Source organism: Tautonia marina, assembly GCF_009177065.1.
In the GTDB taxonomy this organism is placed as follows: domain Bacteria; phylum Planctomycetota; class Planctomycetia; order Isosphaerales; family Isosphaeraceae; genus Tautonia; species Tautonia marina.
Genome location: NZ_WEZF01000013.1, coordinates 68,568 through 88,765 on the forward strand (window position 1 = coordinate 68,568; position 20,198 = coordinate 88,765).

At 65.6% G+C, this 20,198-nt stretch carries 15 protein-coding genes; 7 read left to right on the plus strand and 8 right to left on the minus strand.

Annotated elements, in window-relative coordinates; all coding sequences use genetic code 11:
* Positions 1-86: 86 nt before the first annotated feature.
* Positions 87-404: a 50S ribosomal protein L21 gene (gene rplU, locus GA615_RS16360; RefSeq protein WP_152052389.1), complete on the minus strand. Its 318-nt coding sequence runs from the start codon at positions 402-404 to the stop codon at positions 87-89.
* Between the two features lie 688 nt (positions 405-1,092).
* Here rplU and GA615_RS16365 point away from each other — a divergent pair.
* The 4 genes from GA615_RS16365 (at position 1,093) to lpdA (ending at position 8,415) form a co-directional block, all read left to right on the plus strand.
* The gene (locus GA615_RS16365; protein WP_152052390.1) at positions 1,093-3,954 is read left to right on the plus strand and encodes a 2-oxoglutarate dehydrogenase E1 component; all 2,862 of its coding nucleotides are present in this window, start codon (positions 1,093-1,095) and stop codon (positions 3,952-3,954) included.
* 271 nt (positions 3,955-4,225) lie between these two features.
* Positions 4,226-5,260, plus strand: a complete 1,035-nt coding sequence (locus tag GA615_RS16370) for a hypothetical protein (RefSeq protein WP_152052391.1) — start codon at positions 4,226-4,228, stop codon at positions 5,258-5,260.
* Positions 5,261-5,563: 303 nt separating this feature from the next.
* On the plus strand, positions 5,564-6,817 hold the full coding sequence (gene odhB / locus GA615_RS16375; protein ID WP_152052392.1) for a 2-oxoglutarate dehydrogenase complex dihydrolipoyllysine-residue succinyltransferase: 1,254 nt from the start codon (positions 5,564-5,566) through the stop codon (positions 6,815-6,817).
* Between the two features lie 191 nt (positions 6,818-7,008).
* Entirely contained in the window at positions 7,009-8,415 is a 1,407-nt protein-coding gene (lpdA, locus tag GA615_RS16380; RefSeq protein ID WP_152052393.1) for a dihydrolipoyl dehydrogenase, read from the plus strand.
* Between the two features lie 101 nt (positions 8,416-8,516).
* Here the strand turns inward: lpdA and GA615_RS16385 are convergent, their stop codons facing one another.
* From GA615_RS16385 to GA615_RS16415, 7 genes are all read right to left on the minus strand, one after another.
* A complete protein-coding gene (locus GA615_RS16385; protein WP_152052394.1) occupies positions 8,517-8,945 on the minus strand; it encodes a hypothetical protein in 429 nt (142 codons plus the stop codon).
* 36 nt (positions 8,946-8,981) lie between these two features.
* The gene (locus GA615_RS16390; protein ID WP_152052395.1) at positions 8,982-9,605 is read right to left on the minus strand and encodes an RNA polymerase sigma factor; all 624 of its coding nucleotides are present in this window, start codon (positions 9,603-9,605) and stop codon (positions 8,982-8,984) included.
* A gap of 194 nt (positions 9,606-9,799) precedes the next feature.
* Positions 9,800-10,834: a VWA domain-containing protein gene (locus tag GA615_RS16395; RefSeq protein WP_152052396.1), complete on the minus strand. Its 1,035-nt coding sequence runs from the start codon at positions 10,832-10,834 to the stop codon at positions 9,800-9,802.
* Entirely contained in the window at positions 10,824-11,618 is a 795-nt protein-coding gene (locus tag GA615_RS16400; protein ID WP_152052397.1) for a hypothetical protein, read from the minus strand. Before GA615_RS16400 ends, GA615_RS16395 begins: the two co-directional genes overlap by 11 nt.
* Positions 11,615-12,157 (minus strand): ExbD/TolR family protein, encoded by a 543-nt coding sequence (locus tag GA615_RS16405; protein ID WP_235905516.1) that lies wholly within the window; start codon positions 12,155-12,157, stop codon positions 11,615-11,617. The genes GA615_RS16400 and GA615_RS16405 overlap by 4 nt, the downstream gene beginning before the upstream one ends.
* The gene (locus GA615_RS16410; protein ID WP_152052398.1) at positions 12,154-12,627 is read right to left on the minus strand and encodes an ExbD/TolR family protein; all 474 of its coding nucleotides are present in this window, start codon (positions 12,625-12,627) and stop codon (positions 12,154-12,156) included. The genes GA615_RS16405 and GA615_RS16410 overlap by 4 nt, the downstream gene beginning before the upstream one ends.
* Positions 12,628-12,686: 59 nt before the next feature.
* Positions 12,687-13,562 carry a MotA/TolQ/ExbB proton channel family protein gene (locus GA615_RS16415; RefSeq protein ID WP_152052492.1) on the minus strand — a complete coding sequence of 292 codons (876 nt, stop codon included), beginning with the start codon at positions 13,560-13,562 and terminating at the stop codon, positions 12,687-12,689.
* Positions 13,563-14,364: 802 nt separating this feature from the next.
* Between GA615_RS16415 and GA615_RS16420 the strand changes: the two genes are divergently transcribed.
* From GA615_RS16420 to GA615_RS16430, 3 genes are all read left to right on the plus strand, one after another.
* Positions 14,365-15,318, plus strand: coding sequence for an ABC transporter ATP-binding protein (locus GA615_RS16420; RefSeq protein WP_152052399.1), 954 nt, complete (start codon positions 14,365-14,367; stop codon positions 15,316-15,318).
* A 392-nt stretch (positions 15,319-15,710) separates the two neighbouring features.
* Positions 15,711-18,494, plus strand: a complete 2,784-nt coding sequence (locus GA615_RS16425) for an ABC transporter permease (RefSeq protein ID WP_152052400.1) — start codon at positions 15,711-15,713, stop codon at positions 18,492-18,494.
* Complete coding sequence (locus tag GA615_RS16430) at positions 18,491-19,978, plus strand: hypothetical protein (RefSeq protein WP_152052401.1); 1,488 nt, start codon at positions 18,491-18,493, stop codon at positions 19,976-19,978. The genes GA615_RS16425 and GA615_RS16430 overlap by 4 nt, the downstream gene beginning before the upstream one ends.
* The last annotated feature ends 220 nt before the right edge of the window (positions 19,979-20,198 follow it).

Here is a 20,198-nt window from a genome sequence, read left to right on the forward strand (position 1 = left end):
TTTACCATACCGCAATAAAAATAAGCCGTTGCTCGCGGTATATACCGCGAGAAACGGCTTGATCTGGCACAATCGACAAACGTCACTCAGGCGGTCTTGATGCTGACGATCTGGACCGTGGTGAAGGGCTGACGGTGACCGCGCTTGCGGCGGTACCCTTTGCGCCGGCGGAACTTGCGGATGACGATTTTCTTGTCGCGGAACTGACGGACCACCTTGGCGACCACCTGGGCCCCTTCGACAACCGGGGCGCCGATCGTCGGCTCGCCGTCGGTGCCGGAGATGAGCAGCACCTTGTCGAAGGTGATTTCGTCGCCGTCATCTCCATCGCGGCGATCGACGGTCACGAGGTCGCCCTCGCTGACGCGGAACTGGTGGCTACCGTCCTCGAAGATGGCGTACATGGCGCTCGATTCGACTCTCTTGGGCCGGACGATCGGCGACCGCGAAGCCCTTCGGCCCAAGTGGCCGAGTCCTTCGCGATGGCGGTCCTGACCGCTTGGGGGACGAAGTCGCCGGTGGCCGGGACCGGGCGACTTGCCCGATGCTTTGGAAGGTTCCGGTGTTCCTGGCGAAGCGAACCATCATACCGCGTGATTTGTCTGGCGCGAAGAGGGTCTCTTGGCCGCGTACGCAAACATCAGAACGGAGCGTTGATCGGCCCCGGATCAGGACATTCGGTGCGGCGGTTGACGTCGATCGGACGAGATCATGGGGTCGGAATGATGAGATTTCGCCTCTTTTGCTGACGCCGGCCAGCGTCCATGCCCCCGTGTTGCTTGAAATTTGGGAAGACTCTGGCGAGAAGACGGTGCCGAAGCCGGCCGGTTTCTCTATACTGAAATGTTATCGGGAGAGAGCGGTCTCCTTCGGCTGAGCCGGAATGCGCGAAGAATCGGGATATGGCTGGCCCGGCCGTTGCGTTAGGATAGGAGACTGACGCGAGACATCGGGCCTCCCTACGACCCCCGCGCCGGCTCGCGAGGGATCGATCCGATGTCGTTTTTCTCGCCGCCTCCTGGGCAAGCAATCGGGGCCGGGCCGCGTCGTGCGCTGCCGCGCCAGTCGCGCCCGAAGATGAGACACGCTGCGATGAATCGCTCGACGGTCGCCAGTCGGTGGAACCAGGACCTGATCGAAGCGCATTACCTGCGGTGGCAGCAGGAGCCCGAGACGCTCGATGCGTCGTGGCGGCACTTCTTCGAAGGGTTCGAACTGGGCCGGGTCGATGGCGCCCCACCGGGAACCGAACCACCGGGAGACGGTCGGCCCTCGGCCTCCACTCCGGTGGAGGTCGAACCCGAGGCGCTGGAACTGGCCCGAGCCCAGGCCGCCGTCACCCGCCTGGTCGATACCTACCGAGAGGTCGGCCACTACCTCGCCGATCTCGACCCGTTGAAGCTTGCCGGTCGCCGCGAGACGTACGACCCGCTCGATCTGAGCGAGTTCGACCTGGGGGATCAGCACCTGAACCAGCCGTTCTTCACCCGGCTGTTCGACCCGCCGCAAGCGACCCTCAAGGAGCTGATCGAGGTCCTTCGCCGGACCTATTGCGGCACGATCGGTGTCGAGTACATGCACATCCGCGACCGGAAGATCCGCACCTGGTTGCAGGACCGGATGGAGCCGGTGCGCAACCACCCACGGTTCGACATCAAGAAGAAACGGCGAATTCTCTGGAAACTCAATAACGCGAGCCTGTTTGAAACCTTCCTGCATTCCCGGTACGTCGGCCAAAAGCGCTTCTCGCTCGAAGGGGGCGAGATGCTCATTCCCTTGCTCGACGCGATCATCGAGCGGTCGGCGAACTTCGGGGTCAAGGAGATCGTGCTGGGCATGCCGCACCGAGGGCGGCTCAACGTCCTGGCGAACATCCTGAACAAGCCGTACAGCCTGATCTTCCACGAGTTCGAAGGGAACATGCCGAAGACCGTCGCCGGAGACGGCGACGTGAAGTACCACCTCGGCTTCTCGGCTGATCACGTCGGGGCCAATGGTCACCCGGTCCACCTCTCCCTGACGGCCAACCCAAGCCACCTCGAAGCCGTCAACCCGGTCGTCGAAGGGCGGATTCGGGCCAAGCAGCGTCTGTTCGAGGACCGCGACCGCAAGCTCGGCCTGCCGATCCTGATTCACGGCGACGCCGCCTTCGCCGGCCAGGGGCTCGTGGCCGAAACCTTGAACCTCTCGCAACTGCCCGGCTACCGCACGGGCGGCACGATTCACATCGTCGTCAACAATCAGATCGGCTTCACCACCGCGCCGTTCGACGGCCGATCGAGCCGATACGCGACCGACGTGGCGAAGATGATCGAGGTGCCCATCTTCCACGTCAACGGCGACGACCCCGAGGCCGTCGTCTACGTCGGTGAGCTGGCGACCGAGTTCCGCGAAACGTTCGGGCTGGATGTCGTCATCGACATGGTCTGCTACCGCAAGCACGGCCACAACGAGAGCGACGAGCCGGCCTTCACCCAGCCGGTCATGTACGAGGCGATTCGCAAGCATCCCCCCGTGCTCGAAGTCTACACGAAGCAACTGATCGACTCGGGCGACCTGACGCAGGAAGAAGCCGACACCCTCGAAGAAACCTTCCGCGAAAAGCTCGAATCCATCTATAAAGAAGTCCACGACGCCACCGAAGGCCCTGAAATCGCCCAGCCGGGCTTCAAAGGCCCCTGGGACGGACTTCGCCCTGAGTACGACTGGAACCCGGTCGAATCCGGCGTGCCTGCCGATCGGCTCGCCCTGATCACCGATCGCATGGCTTCCGTGCCCGAAGGCTTCACCCGCAACCGCAAGCTCGACCGCATCTTCGGCGCCCGGGTGCAGGCCATGACCGACGGCGGGCCGATCGACTGGGCCTTTGCCGAGCTGCTGGCCTTCGGCTCGTTGATGCTCGAAAAGACCCCGGTGCGCCTCAGCGGGCAGGATAGCCGCCGCGGCACCTTCAGCCAGCGGCACGCCTCGGTCGTCGACGTGCAGACGGGCGAACGCTATTACCCGCTGAACTTCATCGACCCCGGCAACCAGGCCGAGTTCTGCGTCTTCGACAGCATGCTCTCCGAGGCCGCCGTCCTGGGCTTCGACTACGGCTACTCGCTCGACGCCCCGCATATGCTCATCTGCTGGGAGGCTCAGTTCGGCGACTTCGTCAACGGCGCCCAGGTCATCATCGACCAGTTCATCGTCTCGGGCGAATCGAAGTGGGGCCGCGCCTCGGGCATCGTCCTGCTCTTGCCGCACGGCTACGAGGGCCAGGGGCCGGAACACTCCAGCGCCCGGCTCGAACGCTTCTTGCAGCTCTGCGCCGAAGACAACATCCAGGTCGTCAACTGCACGACCCCCGCGCAGTACTTCCACCTGCTCCGCCGCCAGGTCCGCCGCAACTTCCGCAAGCCCCTGGTGGTGATGACCCCCAAGAGCCTCTTGCGGCACAAGCGTTGTGTCTCCGGCGTCGATCAGTTCACCTCCGGCCACTTCCGCGAGGTGCTTGACGACGAGACGACCACGCCCGAATCGGTCCGCCGGGTGGTCCTCTGCTCGGGCAAGGTCTATTACGACCTGCTGGCCCGCCGCGAAGCCCAGAACAAGAACGACGAGGTGGCGATCCTCCGGCTCGAACAGTTCTACCCCTTCCCCGCCGCCCTCTTGACCTCCGCCCTGGAGCGTTATGAGAACGCGACCGAGTGGGTCTGGGCGCAGGAAGAATCGCAGAACATGGGTGGCTGGACGTTCGTCTCTCACCGCCTGCACGAGCTGACCGGCCGTCCCTTCCACTACGTCGGCCGGGACGCCAGCGCCAGCCCCGCCACCGGCTCGAACGCCGTGCACAACCGCGAGCAAGACGAGCTGGTCGAGGCCGCCCTCGGCGCCCCCGTCCTGCCTCACCTCGTCACCGCCATGGCCGGTCGCAAGACCACCGCCCCGGCGAGCGTCAACGGCCAGCGCTGAGCGATTCATCCGGCCGTCTCGCTGGCGGTCGAATGGTTTTCCTCCCTCTCCTCGCCTCTGCGGGGAGAGGGCCGGGGTTGAGGGGTCCTCGCGTTCGGAGTCGAGCCTCGCGTCTCGTCCCCGCCCCCCTCACCCGGCCTTCGGCCACCCTCTCTCCCGTACGCGGGGGCGAGGGTTGAGTGTGTCCTGGAGGCGGCGGGTGGTTGATCGCGGAAAACAGGCCGCCGAGGATGACTCGACCTCAGTGACTCCGCCATCAAGAGATGCTCGTATGGCCGATCGCCCGACCGACGCGCCCGACGACAATCCGTACGCCGCGCCGGAGTTGGGCCGCAAGGAACGGCTGACCGACGTCCTCCAGTTCGACAGCAGGCGGATGACCTTCGGCGAGTCCTGGCAAGGCTCCCGGAATGTGATCAACTTCCTGGTGCTCGCAGCCTGCAAGCTGCTCCGGATTCGCCTCCACTACCAGTTCGCCCTGCCCCGGGTCGATCGGCTCGACCTCCGTGACCGCGAGCGCCTGCCGGCCGCGGTGCTCGACACCCTCCGGCCTCTGGAGGACGCCTGTCAGGCCTCTGGCCTCGGCTTCGGCCTGGCCTATCGGACGCAGGTGGTCGGCCCCGGCCTGGACCAGCATGTTCTGCTATGGCGATCCGACAACGGCCGCATGGTCGCCTTCCTGACGCACAGTTGCTATCGGTTCGGGGTCGGTCAACAGGTCGAATCGCATATGTCGGTGTACACCCGGCTCGACGGTGGGCGATGGCTGCTGACGATTGACCAGGACGTTCGCCACGCCACTCCCCCCGAGATCGACCTGGCCCGGATGCCTGGCCGCCCTCCGCTCGAACTGCTGGCCGAACACCGTCGCCGGATCGAATCGCCGTCGTTGGCGATCGTCCCGATCGCCGCCGAGGAACTGCCGCGCATTCCGCTCGACCTCGATCGGATCTCCCGATCCTGGTACCAACGTACCGGCCTACTTGTCCCAATCACCGAGACCGAGTTGTCTCGCCTGCTGCGGCTGGCCGAGTCTGCGACTCCGCCGAGGTCCCCGCACCCGTGGGCGGTCGCCCTGGTCCGGGCCTATTCGGTGGTCATGATCGGGGGTTGGCTTCTCGGGATCGTGACCCTTGTGATTGCGCCGCTGGCGAATCGTGAAACCGTGCCGTTCGAGAACGGGCGGGCTGTGCTCGTCTTCGGGATCTTTACCCTGGTCAGCATCGCGTTCTTCCGCCATGTCCTGGGAATGCGACCACGCCCCCGAGCCGAGGGTCCTCGCGCTCGCGAGCATCGCCGCGAGTGAAACCGACGCCAGGGACATTGACATCGGTCCTCCTTCTTTGAAATCGAAGGCAGGGCCATGCCTCTTGGCCGAAATTATTTGTTATGCTGGACACAAGCCCCGCGTCGCAGCCCGATCGGCGAGCGCGCGAGGGCCTCTCGGCGAGCCCCGCCAGGCCGGCCGAAGCGATCGGATCGAGCCTCGCCCGATCTGACCGAACCGCTTGAATCGAAACCACTTGCAATCGAACCGCACCGGCCGCCCCTCCGTGCGCCTCGGCCCGGCGATGGGAACGGGGAGGCCCTCGAACCGAGTCTTCCCGCGATGGCAGCAGTCGAGATCAAAGTGCCGAGCGCCGGCGAGTCCGTCACCGAGGGGATCCTGTCGCGCTGGCTGAAGCCGGACGGCTCGCAGATCAAGTCGGGCGAGCCGCTGTTCGAGGTCGAAACCGACAAGGCCAGCACCGAAGTGCCCGCCCCGGCCGACGGCGTCTTGAAAATCAGCGTTCCCGAAGGCGAGACCGTCGAGGTCGGCGCGACCGTCGGCACGATCGACCCCTCTGGCACCCCGACCGAGGCCCCGAAGCCCAAAGCCGCCAAGGAACCCGAAGCCCCGAAGGCCGCCGCCGAGCCCGCAAAGGCCGAGGCGGCCCCCTCCCCTGCCCCGTCTTCGGGAGGCAACGGTCCGATGGCGGGCTCGCCGTCCCCCTCGGCCCGGCGATTGGCGGAGGAGGAGAAGGTTGATCTGGCCAGCGTCGAAGGGAGCGGCCGAGGGGGACGGATCACCAAGGGAGACGTGATCGGCGCGGTCGAGTCGCGCGGATCGGCCCCGGCGGCCGCCGAGCCCTCAGCCCCTGCCCCGTCGGCCGCACCGCGAACCGGCCGGCAAACGCGCCAGCGACTTCCGCTCATCCGCCAGAAGATCGCCCAGCGGCTGGTGCAGGCCCAGCAAACGGCCGCGATTCTGACGACCTTCAACGAGGCCGACATGTCGGCCGTCATGGCCTTGCGCGGCAAATATAAGGATGCGTACAAGGAGAAGCACGGGGTCAACCTCGGCTTCATGTCCTTCTTCGTCAAGGCGACGGTCGAGGCGCTGAAGGCGTTTCCGGCGGTCAATGCTCAGATCGACGGCACCGAGATTGTTTACAACAATTACTATGACATCGGCGTGGCCGTCAGCACCGAGCGGGGGTTGATGGTTCCGGTGATCCGTGATTGCGACACCCTGTCGTTCGCCGGGATCGAGCAGACGATCGCCGGGTTCGGCAAGAAGGCCCGCGAGAACAAGATCTCTGTCGATGACCTGCAAGGGGGCACCTTCACGATCACCAATGGCGGTGTCTTTGGCTCGTTGCTCTCGACACCGATCCTCAACCCGCCGCAGAGCGGCATCCTCGGCATGCACTCGATCCAGAAGCGCCCGGTTGCCGTCGGCGATCAGGTCGTTATCCGACCGATGATGTATCTCGCCCTCTCCTACGACCACCGGATCATCGACGGCCGCGAAGCCGTCAGCTTCCTCGTTCGCATCAAGGAATGCATTGAAAACCCGGAACGCATGATGCTTGAGATCTGAGGGCAGTAGGCAGTAGGCGGTAGGCAGAGGGGAGGGGAAGCGGGGATCGGGATTGCCTCGAATTCGCCCCTTTCCTTCCTCAGACGTTGGTCTGTCTTCCGTCTCCTGCCTTCTCTCCCCTCCGTCTTTTCTGTCTTCCGCTTTCTCTGCCTCCTGTTTACTGCCTCCTGCTTACTGAGAAAGGACCAGCAGTGTCGGACCGTTACGACTTGGTTGTTATCGGCGCGGGACCGGGCGGCTATGTGGCCGCGATCCGGGCGGCGCAGCTCGGGATGAAGGTCGCCTGCGTTGAGAAACGGCCGACGCTGGGAGGGACCTGCCTGAACGTCGGATGCATTCCGAGCAAGGCACTTCTGGATTCGAGCGAGCTGTACGAACTGGCCACGCACCGCTTTTCCAAGCACGGGATCACGGTCGATGGCGTCGGGCTCGACCTCGGCGCGATGATGGGCCGCAAGGATCAGGTGGTCAAGGAGCTGACCCAGGGGGTCGGCGGCCTCTTTCGCAAAAACAAGATTGAACCGGTATACGGGGTCGGCAAGGTCGCCGGCCCGAACTCGGTTCACGTCGCGCTGAACGAAGGCGGCGAGCGGACCCTGGAAACCAACGCCATCTTGCTGGCGACCGGCAGCGAGCCGATCGAGCTGCCCTTCCTCAAGTTCGACGGCCAGACGATCGTCGGCTCGACCGAGGCGTTGGCCTTCGAGCAGGTGCCGGAGCATCTGGTCGTGGTCGGCGGCGGCTACATCGGCCTGGAGCTGGGATCGGTCTGGAAGCGGCTCGGTGCGAAGGTCACGGTCATCGAGTTTTTGCCTCGGATTGTGCCGATCGTCGATCACGAGCTGGGCAATCAGTTGTACAAGATCTTGCAGAAGCAAGGGCTTGAGTTCCAGCTCGAAACGAAGGTCACCGGCGCCGAGGTGAAGAACGGCAAGGCCACCCTCTCGGCCGAAACCAAGGACGGCAAGACCCTGACGTTTGACTGCGACAAGGTGCTTGTCTCGGTCGGCCGACGCGGCTATCTGGACGGGCTCGGCCTGGACGCGGTCGGGGTCGAGCACGACCCGAAGGCGGGCAAGGTGACGATCGACGCGCACTTCCGCACGACGGTTCCCTCCATTTACGCCCTGGGCGACATCGTCAGCGGGCCGATGCTCGCACACAAGGCCGAGGAGGAAGGGGTGGCTTTTGCCGAGCTGCTCGCCGGCAAGGCGGGGCACGTCAACTACGAGACGATCCCGAGCGTCATCTACACCTGGCCCGAGATCGCCAGCGTCGGTCTGACCGAGGAACAGCTCAAGGAAAAGGGGGGCGATTACCGGGTCGGCAAGGCCCCCTTCATCGCCAACGGCCGGGCCAAGGCGATGGACGAGAAGGACGGCATCGTCAAGGTGCTGGCCGATGCGAAGACCGACCGCGTACTCGGCGTGCATATCATCGGGCCGAGGGCCTCGGACATGATCGCCGAGGCGGTCGCCGTCATGGAGTTCGCCGGCAGCGCCGAGGACATCGCCCGCATCTGCCACGGGCACCCGACCCTCTCCGAAACGCTCAAGGAAGCCGCCCTGGCCGTGGATAAACGCACGATCAATTGCTGATTCCAAAGCCGATCGATGACGCCCCGTCTGGGCTCGCTGGGGTCAGGATGACCCCAGCCACCCCGACGCAGTGGGAATCGAAGCCGGGCGATTGGCTCCGATCAGTCCTCGTCGCCGCTGAGCAGGTGGCGGCTTGACTGAAAGTAGCGGCGCTGGCGGGTTTGCGAGGTGGGGGCGTCGGCGGCGAACTGGCCGCGAAGGTCGTCGAGGTTCGCCCGGCAAAAGGGGCACTCGATGACATCGACATGAAACGTGATGTAGTCGTGATAATCGGGATCGAGTGCCTCGATGACATAGCTGCCCAGGTCTTCCCGAGAAGGACAGGAGAGCCGGGCGCGCCGCCAGATGGCGCCAAGGGTGTGAATGGCGCTTTCGGGGCGATCCTGCCGGACGTCTTCAAGGCGCTGCCGGAGCGAGGCCGAGCCGCGCAAGGCCCGCTCGACCCGGGCCATCTCGGCGCCGGAGAGGGTCTCGGCCAGGTAGGCCCGAAGCGTCTCATCGTCGATGGCGAGGGGGGCGGGGTCGGCCATGAGGATAGGGTTCCGTTCCGTTCCAGGTCCGGTCAATCAGTCCAGGCCGCCGAGGCTCATGCCGGCGCGGCGGGCCATTTCCTTCAGGCGGCTGATGGTCTGGAACTTGTAGCTGGCGACGGCCTGTTCGGTCAGGCCGAGATGAGTGGCGACGTCCTTGTTGGCCCACCCCTTGACGATCAGGAGTTCCAGGCATCGCAGGCGAGGGAAGTCTCCCTTGGCCTGCCAATCCTGAATGATCTGGCCGAGGGCTTCAGTCAACAGGCGTTCCTCGGCGTCGCGGCGTTCGGAGCTTCGGGCGATGCTGCTGGCGGCTCGGGCAGGGCCGGCGACTTCTTCGAGGGGGCGGCCGTGGTCGTCGGATCCGAACTGGTCGATCGGCCGGCGTCCTTGACGTCGGAGCTGGTCGGTCAGCTTGTGAGCGGCGATTGAGAACAGATAGGCTTCCAGGTCTCGGCGATCGTCGAAGTTCGGCAGGCTGGTCAGAAAGCCGATGAAGGTTTCCTGCACCACGTCCTCACTGGTGGCCCGGTCGTGCAATCGGCTATCGACAAAGGCGAGCAAGCGTCCCTCGTAGCGCTCGATGAGCACCTGCCAGGCTCGCATATCACCCTCGCGAATCTGGGCGATCAACAGCATGTCGGCTTCGGAAGCAGCCATCAGACCTCGGTCGGCATCAGCCCCGGACGGAGAATCAAGATCGAGGGTCGAATCGAATCGGATCGCGTCGGGTCGGGACGTGTTCCGACCATGATACGATGAGCCGGGGGGATCGAGCCAACGAATTCTCTCGGACGAGGCTCGATTCTCTCCAATTTCTGGATGATCCGGGCGGCGTTCCGAGGCCTCCGGAGTCATTCCGACGAAAATCGACCGATGGCGAAGGTCATGACATTGATGTACCGGTACCCCCCTCCGGTCGCGTTGGCCAGCGTGCGCAACGGGACGGACAGGCCGGAGTCGGGGCCGATCCCGAACTCGATGGCCTGAACACGGATCGAGCCGGCGGCCCGGATGAGCTGCTCGGCTTCGCGGTCGGTCATGTCGTCGGCGTCGGTCAGGAAGAAGATGACCTCGGGTTTCATGGCGTAGGCGGCCAGCAGGGCGTCGACGTGGTTGGTGCCGCCGTCGGCGGGAATCGCGGCCAGCCTCGACTCGAACCGGGCCTTGTTCGCCGAGTCGGCCGGCATCAGCCGAGGCTGACCAGCGGCATCGAGAAACGGGTTGGCACGCTCGTTGTAAAAGACGACGCCGAAGCGGGCGTCGGCGGGCAATCGGCGGAGGCTGGCGAGCAGTTCGCGCTTGGCCATGTCGATCGAGCTGCGGTTGGTCATGCTGGCCGATCGGTCGATGACGTAGACGAACGACGTGGCCCGTTCCTTCGCGCCGAAGAACTCGGTCCCGGCACCGATCCCCTGCCCCTGGCCACCGCCGGAGCCGCCGCCGTCGCCACCGCCGCCGCCGGTGCCGGGTCCGGGCAAGACACCGACTCCGGGCATCTCGGGCAAGGGTAAGGGATCGGCGTTCTCATTCGGAGTGGCGGCCGTCGGCGTGGCGAGAATTTCGTCGATCAGGGAATCGGCCAGGGCGTTGGGATCGGTGGTCGTCGCCTGCACGTCGACCATCGGGCCGAGCCGTTCCATCTGCTCGGGGGTCAGGGTGCCTCCCAGGTCCCCCGGCCCACCGCCGGGAGCCACGCCCGAGGCCCGGTTATCGACCGGCCCGATCTCGCCGACCAGGCCGGGGGGTTCCTCCTCCGAGGCGCGACCGGGCAAGACCGCTCGCAGGACGAACAGCGAGCAGATGATTACGAGCGCGCCGTGAAAGGCCGCCGACCCGAGCAAGGCCCGCAGATCGGTCAGGGGAGATCGGCCGAGTTCAAGGGGCATGGCGCGGTCCTCCTCGGTCGGGGTCCGATCGTCCGTCCGAATCCGGGGAAGGCTCCCTCGCTTCAGCCGCGTCGGCATGAGCCGGACCGTCGAGGAACTCGGGGGGCGGGCCGTCGATCGCCTCTCGGACCCGTCGGCGAGGGCGAGGCCGCGCGAGGACCTGGCGGACGATCACCGAGACGACGGCCGCGGCCACGATCAGGCCGACGAGCCAGTCCACCTGCCGGAACGGGCCGATTGGCTGCCAACGGCCTCGGGCGGGGCCTCGGATCAGCTCGGGAGCCTCGGGGCCGACGAGCAAGGGGGCGAGCCTCGGCTCGTCGGCAGCCTCGTAGCGAACGCGCTTGTGATAGGTGCCGACGAATCGGACGGTGCCGCCCAGTGGGGTCGGGTCGCCCCCTTCGGGCTCGGGGTAGACGAGGCAGGTCGGGTTGCCAGTCCTTGAGGCGATCCAGAGCTCGACCAGCGGGGGATACTCGCCAATCGCCCCTTGATGGAAGCGTCGAGCGGCCCGCCCCTCGATCACGACCCGGCGGCCGAGCCAATCGTCGGGCCGCTCCCAGAGGTCGGCGAAGGTCACGGGCTGGGGATCGGCCGAGCCCGGCTCGTCGGGTTGCAGGGCCTTGCGGTACGCGTCGAGGTCGGCCAGCGTGAGCGGGTCGTCGCCGACCTGATCCTGAACCGCCAGGGTCGAACCAGACAGGCCGATGAGGAGGAGCAACAGAAGCCCGCCCCGACAAACACAAAGGAGCGATCGCCGAAGCGCAAAGCGTCGCGCGATCATGGCAGGGCCTCCCCTCCCGGATCGTTGTCGGCCGGGCCGGCGAGGCGGACGGAATCGACCCCGGCAGCCGAGCAGGAGCCGATGATCCGCGCGGCCTCCTCGTAGCGGAGGCGGTCGTCGGCTTCGAGCCGGACCTTCACCGGCTCACCGGCCAGTTGCTCGCGGTAGCGTTGCAGGCGGTCGCGGAGGGCCCGGGTATCAGGAACGGGAGCCCCCTGCAGGGTCAGCGAAACGAGGTCGCCCAGTTCGTCGGCCTCGGCCCGGACAAGCAGATCGGTTTCCAGGTCGGGCATCGAGGCGGCCGATCCGGGGCGAGGTCTTCCCTCCGAGCCCTCGGGAGCCACGACCAGGGCGGCCGGGGCCGAGGGCAAGTACAGGTCGATCCGCGTCTCGCCGCTCGGGGCCTGAAAGGTGAGGATGAAAAAGGCGAGGAGCTGGAAGGACATGTCGAGCATCGGCGCAACCGGAAACTCGACCATGTGTTCGGGAGATTTCTTCCATCGCGTCTGCGGGGCGGTCTCGGGTCCGAGCATGGTCATGGCCGCGCCTCCTCCATCATGACGACCAGGCTGAACCGGGCGAACCCGGAGCGCTGGGCCGCGGCCAGGCTCGACCGCACGGCCCCATACGGCGCGTCGCGATCGGCCCGAATGATGACCTGGGTGGTCAGCTCATCGAGCGATTCACCGAGCAGCGAAGCCCCCCGGAAGCGCCGGGCGGCCTGCTCGGTCCACCATTCTTGCGCCTCGGCCCCGCTGCGTTCGCGGTTGCCGGCGATCAGGCGGCCGGCGGCGTCGATGACGACCACCAGGCGATCCTCACTGGCCAATGCCCCCGGCAAGGCGGCCGGAGCGACGGGCAAGCGGACCTCGCGGTCGGCCGCCTCGATCTGCGTGCCGAAGTGGACGAGCATCATGAAGAACGTGATGAGCTGCAAGACGACGTCGAGCAGCGGCGTCAGGTTCATTTCCAGGCGGTATGGATCGCCTTCGGGGTCGCGTCTCGGCATGGGGCTTGACCGGCCTGATCAAAAAAGGCGCTGGCTGAGTGGAAGCGGAACAGCGCGAATCAGTCGTCTCGCGAGGGCGGAGGCCCGCCGAGCGGGGTCCGAGGCGGGTTCGGCGAACTCGGCGGAGGCATCGGCATGGCCCCGGTGCTGGGAGCGACGGCCAGGGGATGGGGCGATCGCACTCCCGAGGCGAATTGCTCCAGGAGCGACTCGGCCGCCAGCTCGACCTCAAGCGAGAGCCGGGCGATCCGGTTGCGAAAGATGGCGTAAAAGGTGATCGCCGGGATGGCCACGCCGATCCCGAGCAAGGTGGCAAAGAGGGCCGTCGAGATCCCCCCAGCCAGCAGGCTGGCCTCGGGCTGCCCTTCGGCCGACATGGCCCGGAAGGCGATGATCATGCCGTAAACCGTGCCGAACAGACCAATCAACGGGCCGAGCGTGCCGACGGTGGCCAGATAGGCCGTGCGGTGCTCCATCTCCATCGTCACGTCGTCGTTGACCATCTGCATCGACCGCAAGGCGGCCGGCTGGCCGTTGGGCAGCTTGCGAACGCCGGCCGACAGCACCCGGGCGAGGAACGACCGATCGCTGTTGACGATCTCGAAGGCCGTCGAGTACTGCCGTTGCATCAGTTGCGTGTTCAGGTCGCGGGTCAGGCGCTCCGGGATCGCCACCCCCCGGCGGTACTCGAAGTACATCCAGACGACCAGGGCCACCAGATAGAACGACATCAACAGCAAAACCACGCCGATCGGCCCGGTCGAGGTGACCATGAGCTTCAGGAACGACGTGTCGAAGCCACCGCTCGATTCCTCGGCGGCAGCGGCGGGCATCTCGCCTTCCTGGCCGAACACAACGAGGGGATCGAACAGCACGGCCAAGAGGATGACCGAGGCCGCGATCACACGCCGTCGGCCGATTCGGGGGCACAGCATCCTGGGCACGGATCGGGTCCACCTTGGGTCGGGCGCGGCGTCTCGACCGGCAGCCGATGACCCGAACGGGCCGATTCGGCTGCACGAAGACATTCATCTTAGTCCAATTCTTAACTTGCGACAACGCCAGCCGATTGGGCCCAAAGACGAGTGCTGCGTTCTGGAGGAAACCGTTTTGTCGGGTGCGTCAAGTCTTCGAAGACGTACCGATCCGCCTCTGGGACTTCTCGGCGAGCCTTCGAAGACTCGATCCACCCGACACGACGATACGGCCAAGATGGCCCCAGTCACCTCCGACAGCCGATTCCACAAGAATTCCGCAACCCCGAAGGTCGGCGGGCGTTCGGGTCTCGCGTCGGAAAAAATGGGGGCGGCGGTCGTGGCGATTCCGGCGGGTCGCTCGGGCTGTTCGGGTTTGTCGGTAGGTCAAGTGGGCGATAGCCTTGCACAAAGGCCCCTTGGCGGGGGATGATGGTGCAGTGACCGATGGGGACCCCGTCGAGGTCGCCTGTTTTCAAGGCGATCGAACCGAAGTCCGGCCTCGGTCGTAGAAGCCGCAAACTCCTCCCGCTCCGATCGCTCTGCGCCCCGATCTCGGGGCTCGCGTGGTTGCTCCGGCCGTTCGGCCGGAAAAGGCAAATGGGGGGCGTCTGATCGGATTCTTCCTCGATCGAATCGATCCATCGTCTGCATTGGGGGTCGCGACGCCCGTGGACCCGGAATTGCTCGGGTCGGGCGGAGCCCTTCGCTCGCATTTTCGTTCTTCTTTTTTGAACTCATCCAGCATGCAGGGCGCCTGGCGATGAACTCCGACGTCATCATCGAAACCCGGAACCTGACCAAGGTCTACCGCGATTTCTGGGGGCGCCCGAAGGTGCTGGCCCTCAAGGCGCTGGACCTGAAGGTTCACCGAGGGGAAATCTTTGGCTTGCTCGGCCCCAACGGCTCGGGCAAGACCACGACGATCAAGCTCTTGCTCGGCCTGCTCTTTCCGACCGAGGGGGAAGCCTTCCTCTTCGGCGAGTCGGCCACCAACGTCGCCAAGAACGAGCGGCTCGGCTACCTGCCCGAGGAGTCGTACCTCTACAAGTTCCTCAACGCCGAGGAAACGCTCCACTTCTACGGCCGGTTGTTCAAGCTCAGCCCGAGCGAGCGGAAGAAGCGGGTCGATCAACTGATCGACATGGTCGGCCTGACCGCCGCCAAGCACCGGCAGATCCGCGAGTACTCGAAGGGCATGCAGCGCCGGATCGGCCTGGCCCAGGCACTCATCAACGACCCGGAGATGATCCTGCTCGACGAGCCGACCTCGGGCCTCGATCCGATCGGCACCTCCGAGATCAAGGACCGCATCCGGGAACTCCGCGAGCGCGGCAAGACGATCATCCTCTCCGGCCACCTCCTGGCCGACATGCAGGACATCTGCGACCGCATCGCCATTTTGCACCGTGGCGAGCTGAAGGAACTGGGCGAGGTCCGCGACCTCTTGACCGTGCAGGACGTGACCCAGATCAAGACGAAGGATCTGCCCGCGGCCGCGCTGCCCGAAATCGAGGCGATCATCAAGCGGCACGGCGGCGAGGTCCTGGCCGTCGACCACCCGACGACCACGCTCGAAGAGCTGTTCCTGCGGATCGTCCGCGAGAGCGACCTGCACCCCGGCCGCCGACGGGTGGGCGACCGCCCCGGCATGCCCGCCTCGGCCGCGGGAGACGGCGCCCCTGCCGCTCCGGAGACCGCGGCCAAGAGGTCCTGAGTCAATCAACGCGGGTTTCCCAAGGGGTCGGGTGCATCGAGTCGTTTCAATGACTCGCCTCCCGTCCCCCGAGGAAACCGGTGGGTCCTCGACGACTCGACCCGCCCGATTCCTGCTTCCATCCTCATCTGATCCGTCGCTCCTTGCCCCTGGGTGGCCCCGGTTGCTTTGCCAAATCGGGGCGGCGCAGTCGCAAGAGGCCGCAGGGGGCCTTCCGAGGCCTCGTGTCGCTCCGCGATCCCGGTTGCTCGTCAACCAGGGCCACCCGGAACGCATCAGAATGAGGAGGGAAGATCGACGACGACGATGACACTGATCCTCAAGGCTCATCCCGGGCCTCGCGACTTCGAGTTCCTCCCCGTCCTTATCCGCTTCTGGAGTCTCCCCGAGCGATGTCTGCGCTGAGTTTAATCCTGATGCTGTGCTGGGCGCAGGCCGGCGGCGACCAGGCCGGCCCCGACGCCCCGCCGGGTTCGTCCACCATGCCGGCCCAGGCGATTGTCACCGAAGAGGCCCCTGGCTCCGCGGCCCCCGCAACGGCCCCGGCCCCGGCGCCCGCCGCGCCGGGGGCCGGCGGCCAGAGTGGCCCGATGGTCGCCCCCTCGACCGTCGCGGCCGAGCAGATGGAGGCCTGGCAATACTGGGTTCTCTTGATCGGCGACCCCCGAGCCACGGTGCCGGTCTGGTGGGGTCCACCGCTGAGCTGGGCGAAGGTCGTCTCGCTGGCCGGGTTGCTCGGCTGGGTGGGAGCCTGGGTTCTCTCGTCCTTGCGCGGCCGGCGACGGCCGAAGGTGACGATCGGCGGCGCCCGACCCATCGACCTGGCGTTGCTGCTGGCCATTCTCGTCGGCATCAGCAGCATTTTTGTCCGCGTGGCCCAGGGCTCGGGCCAGCTGGCCGACGTGCAAGTGCTGGGCGTCTCGGTCTCGTCGTTGGTGGGTCTGATCTGCCTGGCGGTCGGGTTGCTCTGGCTCGAAGTGGTGCTCTGGTCCGGCATTCTCCGCCAGCGAAGCGTGGGAGACATGCTGGTTCTGGTCGGTATTCACCTGGCCTTGCTCTTCGCGGTCGCCGTGACGTTGAGTCTGCCGAAAGGGTCGGTGCAGTTCTTCGCGCCTGGCCTGGGCATGACTCCGGGAACGGCGATGGTCAATGTCGACGGCTCGCTGACCCCCTCGGGCGTGGTCGCCCTGACGCTCCTGGCCGTGCAGATGGCCCTGACGTACATGGGCTTCGTGGTCCTGTTCCGCATCACGCTCCTGGTGCTGGGAGAAGTGGCTCGGGTCCGGCCGCGACGGCTCTTCGCGATGGGCAAATTCAGCTGGGTCGAGTCGTTCCGCAAGACGCGGATTCCCTGGGCCGTGCTGGTCATCTTCCTGTTGATCCTCGCCTTCACGCACTGGTTCCTCCAGCCGCCTGATGCGCTTCGGCAGGCCGAGCTGAGCCGCCTGTATGTCGGCACCTTGATGCTTCTGTCATCAATCCTGCTGACAGTCATGGTGGCGATTCTTACCCCCATCTCGCTGCCCAACGACATCCGCTTTCAGACGATCTACACGATCGTGACCAAGCCGGTCCGTCGCCTGGAAATCGTCTGGGGCCGGATGTTCGGCTTTATGGCGGTGGTCACGGTCTTGATCCTCGCCCTGGGCGGCATCAGCCTGATTTACCTCGACCGCAACGTCGGAGGCCGAATCGAGGAACTGGAAGCCGAGATCGCCGAGGCTCGTGAAGCGGGCCTGACGAACCGGGCCTCGCAGCTTTCCTCGCAGCTCGACCAGCTTCAGACCCGCATGTCGGCCCGGTTGCCGATCGACGGGTCGTTGACCTTTATCGACTCGGTCGGCGAGCCGAGGATCAAGGGGGTCGACGTCGGCCAGGAGCTGGAAATCCGCAGCTTCGTCGAGGGGGCAACGCAGGCCGAGGCCTCGTGGCTCTTTGGCGACAACCTCCCTCACCCGGTCGATCGCCTCTTTCCCGATCGGCCCGGCATGCCCTTCCCGACGCTCTCGAAACCCGTTCCCCTGCACCTCCTGCTCGTCTCCGGCACGGTGGAAGACCTGGCCAACCAGATCTACGACCTCGCCTACGACCGCATGGAGCTGGAGGCCCAGAAGCGAGGGGCCGAGCCGAGCGAACTTTCTCGCATCAATGCTCGTATCAGTGGAATCGAGGAACAGCGGGCGAGCCTCAACCAGCAGTACCAGGAACTCGTCGGCCGCTACGTCGACTTGATGGAGCAGGCTCAGGCTACCGAGGACGAAGCCGAGGCCGATCGGCTGCTCGCCGAGGCCACCGCCTTGCGATCGCCCGACGTTCCCGTGCAAATGACCTTCACTGTTTACCGGACCACCAAGGGACGCCCCGGCGAGCCGGTCTATGCGTCGATTCAGGTTGTCCACCCGTTCTCGACCGAGGCCCCGATGCTCCCCGGTGATCCTCAGCCGGGCCCCTTGATCTTCGACCCGCTGGCCCAGGAATTCGCCGGTCAAGCCAACCCCTTGATTCCGGAACTGGTCTACAGCGACACCTTCGACGTGCGGGAGTACTACACCAACAAGTGGTCCTTCCCGGCCTCGATGCTCGTCGGCAGCCGAGGGTACCTGACCATCCAGGTCCAGTGCCTCAGCCCGACCCAGTACCTCGGCATGGCCGAAAGCGACCTGTTCATCGTCGCCAGCCAGGGCTCGTTCCTGGCCAACTACCTGAAGGGCATGGCCGGCATCTGGCTGCAAGCCATGGTCCTGACGGCCATCGGCGTCTGGGCCGGCACCTTCCTGAGCTGGCCGGTCGCCCTCTTGATCACCGTCTTCTTCTTCGTCGCCGGTGAAGTCTTCTTCCCCATCCTCAGCCAGCTGGCCAGCGGCCAGATGACCGGCGGAGGGCCTTTCGAGTCGATGATCCGCATGATCTCGCACGAGAACCAGATGTCGAGCCTCGATGCCACCCTCGGCGTGATCCTGGCCAAATCGCTCGACGCGATCGTCGTGCCGATCATGTCGTTGTTGATCTTCATCGTGCCGAACTTCTCGGCCATGGACCTCTCGAATCTCGTGGCCGACGGCTTCGCGATTCCGTGGCAAACCCTGGGCGCGAACGTCTTGCTGGCCCTGGCCTACGCCCTTCCCTTCTCGATCGCCGGCTATTTCATCCTGAAAAATCGCGAGGTGGCCGCATGAGTACGCTCTCCATTCGGGCCAAACAGATTCTTTATGGCTCCTTGATCCTCGGTCTCTTCGCCGTCATGGTCCCCTACGGCCGTTGGCTGCAAGGGGAAAAAAGCCGGAGAGACCTGGGCGAAGCCACCCTCGGCGAGGTTAACGCCGGAAGCTTCATGCTCAAGCTCGCCATGATCGGCGGCTTCCGAGGGGTCGTCGCCAACGCCCTCTGGATGCAGGCGCAAGACCTTCAGCGCCTGCAAGAGTGGGACCAGCTGAAAACCCGAGTCGACCTGATCACCAAGCTTCAGCCCCACTTCCTCTCGATCTGGACCTTCCAGGGCTGGAACCTGGCCTACAACGTCTCGGTCGAATGGGACGATCCGGCCGACAAGTACATCTGGATCAAAAACGGTATCAACTTCCTCCGCGAAGGCGTGACCAACAACCCGAGAAGCCCCGACCTGGTCTGGGACACCGCCTGGACCTACTACCACAAGATCGGCTTCGCCGACGAGGCGATCATCCTCCGTCAGCTCTTCCACGAAGACGTTGACGAGGACTTCCGCACCGACCCCGTCGACAACCGCCTCTACGACGACAACTTCAAGGTCTCCCGAGGCTGGTTCGAGCTGGCCGTCGACCGCGCCGACGAGTTCCAGCGCCTCGCCACCGAGCTGGAAACCCCCGTCGAGTTCGTCGACCCCGTCGAGAACCGCAAAGGACGCCCCGGCGACCTGGCCTTCCGCACCATGCCCGCCCACGCCCAGACCCGCTACGCCGCGGCCTTGGAAAAGCGGAGCAAGATCAACGTCCCCGCCCAGTTTGGCGAACGTGCTGAAGCCGAGTGGGACCTGGCCGAGCGGGAATGGCTGAAGTTCGGCGACTACGAGTTCCGCTCTCCCAACGCCCTCCGCATCCAGGGAGAACTCGTGGCCCAGCCGATCCGCATCGGCGACGTGCTCGAGCCCGCCCTGATCGAACAGTACCGGACCGATACCCGCTACTGGGCCGAGCTGCTCAGCCGCTACGAAGACAAGGAGATCCGCGAGGTCACCCCCGACGAGGCCGAGCGCCTGACCGACAACAAGATGGCCTGGACCGACCGCTGGGCCAACCAGAACAACTTCCGCTACTGGGTCGAACGCTGCCGGGCCGAGATGGAAACCGATGGCGTCCGCTCCCGAGAATTGTTCTACGAAGGCTACCTGGCCTACCTCAACGCCGACTTCCCGACGGCGGCCAACACCTACCGCGAAGGGCTCGACCTCTGGAAGTCGGTCCTCGACAACTACCCGACCTACCGCGATGACGACCTGAACCGCAAGGACACCGGCCAGGCGGTCCTCCGCTACGTCGAGGCCCTGCGTCAGGCCGGCCGCGAGGTCCCCGAAGACATGCCCTTCGCCGACCTGCTCGAAGACGCCGAGCTCGACCCGATGCTCGACCCCTTCGACGCCCTCGACATGCTCGGCCCGATCGGCGAGACGGAACAGGAAGGCTGATCGCCTGACTGACCTGACCCTCCCGCCCATCCCTTGATTCGCTCGGCCGTCGCCCCGGTCCCCTGTTGCTCAGGTGGACCGGAGCGGCGGCCTTGTCTATTCTATTACCAAAGGGCGGATTCCGACGCACGTGGCAGGAAGGGGACCCCGTCCCCCGACCGGAACGTGACGACCGGGCAGAAGCCGCTTGTGCGCGGTCCCTCGATCGCCCGTCTCGCCT

Bases quoted from the DNA above. Each gene is read 5' to 3' on its own strand.
- rplU (WP_152052389.1), bottom strand. From the start codon at position 404: ATGTACGCCATCTTCGAGGACGGTAGCCACCAGTTCCGCGTCAGCGAG.
- GA615_RS16365 (WP_152052390.1), top strand. From the start codon at position 1,093: ATGAATCGCTCGACGGTCGCCAGTCGGTGGAACCAGGACCTGATCGAA.
- GA615_RS16370 (WP_152052391.1), top strand. From the start codon at position 4,226: ATGGCCGATCGCCCGACCGACGCGCCCGACGACAATCCGTACGCCGCG.
- odhB (WP_152052392.1), top strand. From the start codon at position 5,564: ATGGCAGCAGTCGAGATCAAAGTGCCGAGCGCCGGCGAGTCCGTCACC.
- GA615_RS16385 (WP_152052394.1), bottom strand. From the start codon at position 8,945: ATGGCCGACCCCGCCCCCCTCGCCATCGACGATGAGACGCTTCGGGCC.
- GA615_RS16390 (WP_152052395.1), bottom strand. From the start codon at position 9,605: ATGGCTGCTTCCGAAGCCGACATGCTGTTGATCGCCCAGATTCGCGAG.
- GA615_RS16395 (WP_152052396.1), bottom strand. From the start codon at position 10,834: ATGCCCCTTGAACTCGGCCGATCTCCCCTGACCGATCTGCGGGCCTTG.
- GA615_RS16400 (WP_152052397.1), bottom strand. From the start codon at position 11,618: ATGATCGCGCGACGCTTTGCGCTTCGGCGATCGCTCCTTTGTGTTTGT.
- GA615_RS16405 (WP_235905516.1), bottom strand. From the start codon at position 12,157: ATGACCATGCTCGGACCCGAGACCGCCCCGCAGACGCGATGGAAGAAA.
- GA615_RS16410 (WP_152052398.1), bottom strand. From the start codon at position 12,627: ATGCCGAGACGCGACCCCGAAGGCGATCCATACCGCCTGGAAATGAAC.
- GA615_RS16415 (WP_152052492.1), bottom strand. From the start codon at position 13,562: ATGCTGTGCCCCCGAATCGGCCGACGGCGTGTGATCGCGGCCTCGGTC.
- GA615_RS16420 (WP_152052399.1), top strand. From the start codon at position 14,365: ATGAACTCCGACGTCATCATCGAAACCCGGAACCTGACCAAGGTCTAC.
- GA615_RS16425 (WP_152052400.1), top strand. From the start codon at position 15,711: ATGTCTGCGCTGAGTTTAATCCTGATGCTGTGCTGGGCGCAGGCCGGC.
- GA615_RS16430 (WP_152052401.1), top strand. From the start codon at position 18,491: ATGAGTACGCTCTCCATTCGGGCCAAACAGATTCTTTATGGCTCCTTG.